The organism is Streptomyces calidiresistens (genome assembly GCF_014141525.1).
GTDB classification, from domain to species: domain Bacteria; phylum Actinomycetota; class Actinomycetes; order Streptomycetales; family Streptomycetaceae; genus Streptomyces; species Streptomyces calidiresistens.
In genome coordinates this window covers 1-1023 of record NZ_VKHS01001270.1, presented here as the reverse complement: position 1 = coordinate 1023, position 1023 = coordinate 1, and the positions used below count along the sequence as shown (strand labels likewise).

The 1023-nt window shown below is 74.8% G+C and carries 1 protein-coding gene; it reads right to left on the bottom strand.

Translation table 11 applies throughout. From position 1 onward, the window contains the following. Positions 1 to 54 precede the first annotated feature (54 nt). A partial coding sequence (locus FOE67_RS26810) for a sugar phosphate isomerase/epimerase family protein (RefSeq protein ID WP_228474339.1) occupies positions 55 to 1023 on the bottom strand: 969 nt, incomplete at its 5' end.

The following is a 1023-nucleotide window of genomic DNA, read 5'->3' as shown; positions in this document are numbered from 1 at the left end:
GGAGGGACGGGGTCCGGGCCGCCGGCGGGCCGGGGGCCCGGACCCCGGAAGGGGTCAGTACCGCAGGTCGCGCAGGTAGGAGTAGCCCACCCGGGCGGTGTGCAGGGGGGACACCTCCGGGTTGTCGTTCTCGACGATGTACTCCCGGGGCGAGTGGGCGCGGAAGATCCGGGGGAAGTCGATGATCCCGGTGCCGAGGTCGGCGGTGGCGCCGTTGGCGGCGGCCCGGTCCTTGACGTGGAACTGGAGGACCCGCTGGGGGGCGTCGCGGATGACGTCGATGGCGAAGCCCTCCGGGTCGGGCTCGCCGAGCTGGATGGCGGCGGTGACCACCCAGTAGAGGTCGATCTCCAGGTGGACCAGGCGGGGGTCGCACTCGGAGGTGAGCACATCCCACGGGGTGACGCCGCCGCCGAGGTCGGTGGTCCACTCGTGGGCGTGGTTGTGGTAGCCGTAGCGCAGTCCGGCGGCACGGGCCGCCTCGGCCTCCCGGTTGATCTGTTCGGCCCACGCCTGCCACCGGGCCCGGTCGGCGGAGGCGAGGTAGGGGACGACGAGGTGGGACCGGCCGAGCGTGACGGCGTCGGCGATCTTCGTCTCGAGCGCGGCGGGGCCGCTGCTCAGGCCCTCGTGGGCGGAGGTGGCGGCCAGTCCGATGTCGTCGAGGAGGGCGCGCACGTCGGAGGCGGAGCGTCCGGAGAGTCCGGCCAACTCGACGCGCCGGTAGCCGATCCCGGCCAGTTCCCGCAGCACGGGTTCGAAGTTCGCCCCGCCGAGGACGGAGCGCAGGGTGTAGAGCTGGATGCCGATCAGGCCGGGCGGCACCACGGGGCGACCGGTGGGGCGGCCGGCGGCGTGCGCGAGGGGGGCTGCCGCGCCGGCGGCGAGTGCCCCGGCGCCGGCGAGGCCGGCCAGGGCCCCGCGCAGCAGTTTCCGGCGGGAGGTTCCGCGGTGGGCGAGGGAGTGGTCGAGGGCTCCTCGGCCGTCGAATCCGTAACACATGGCGGCTCCTGGGGAGGGGTG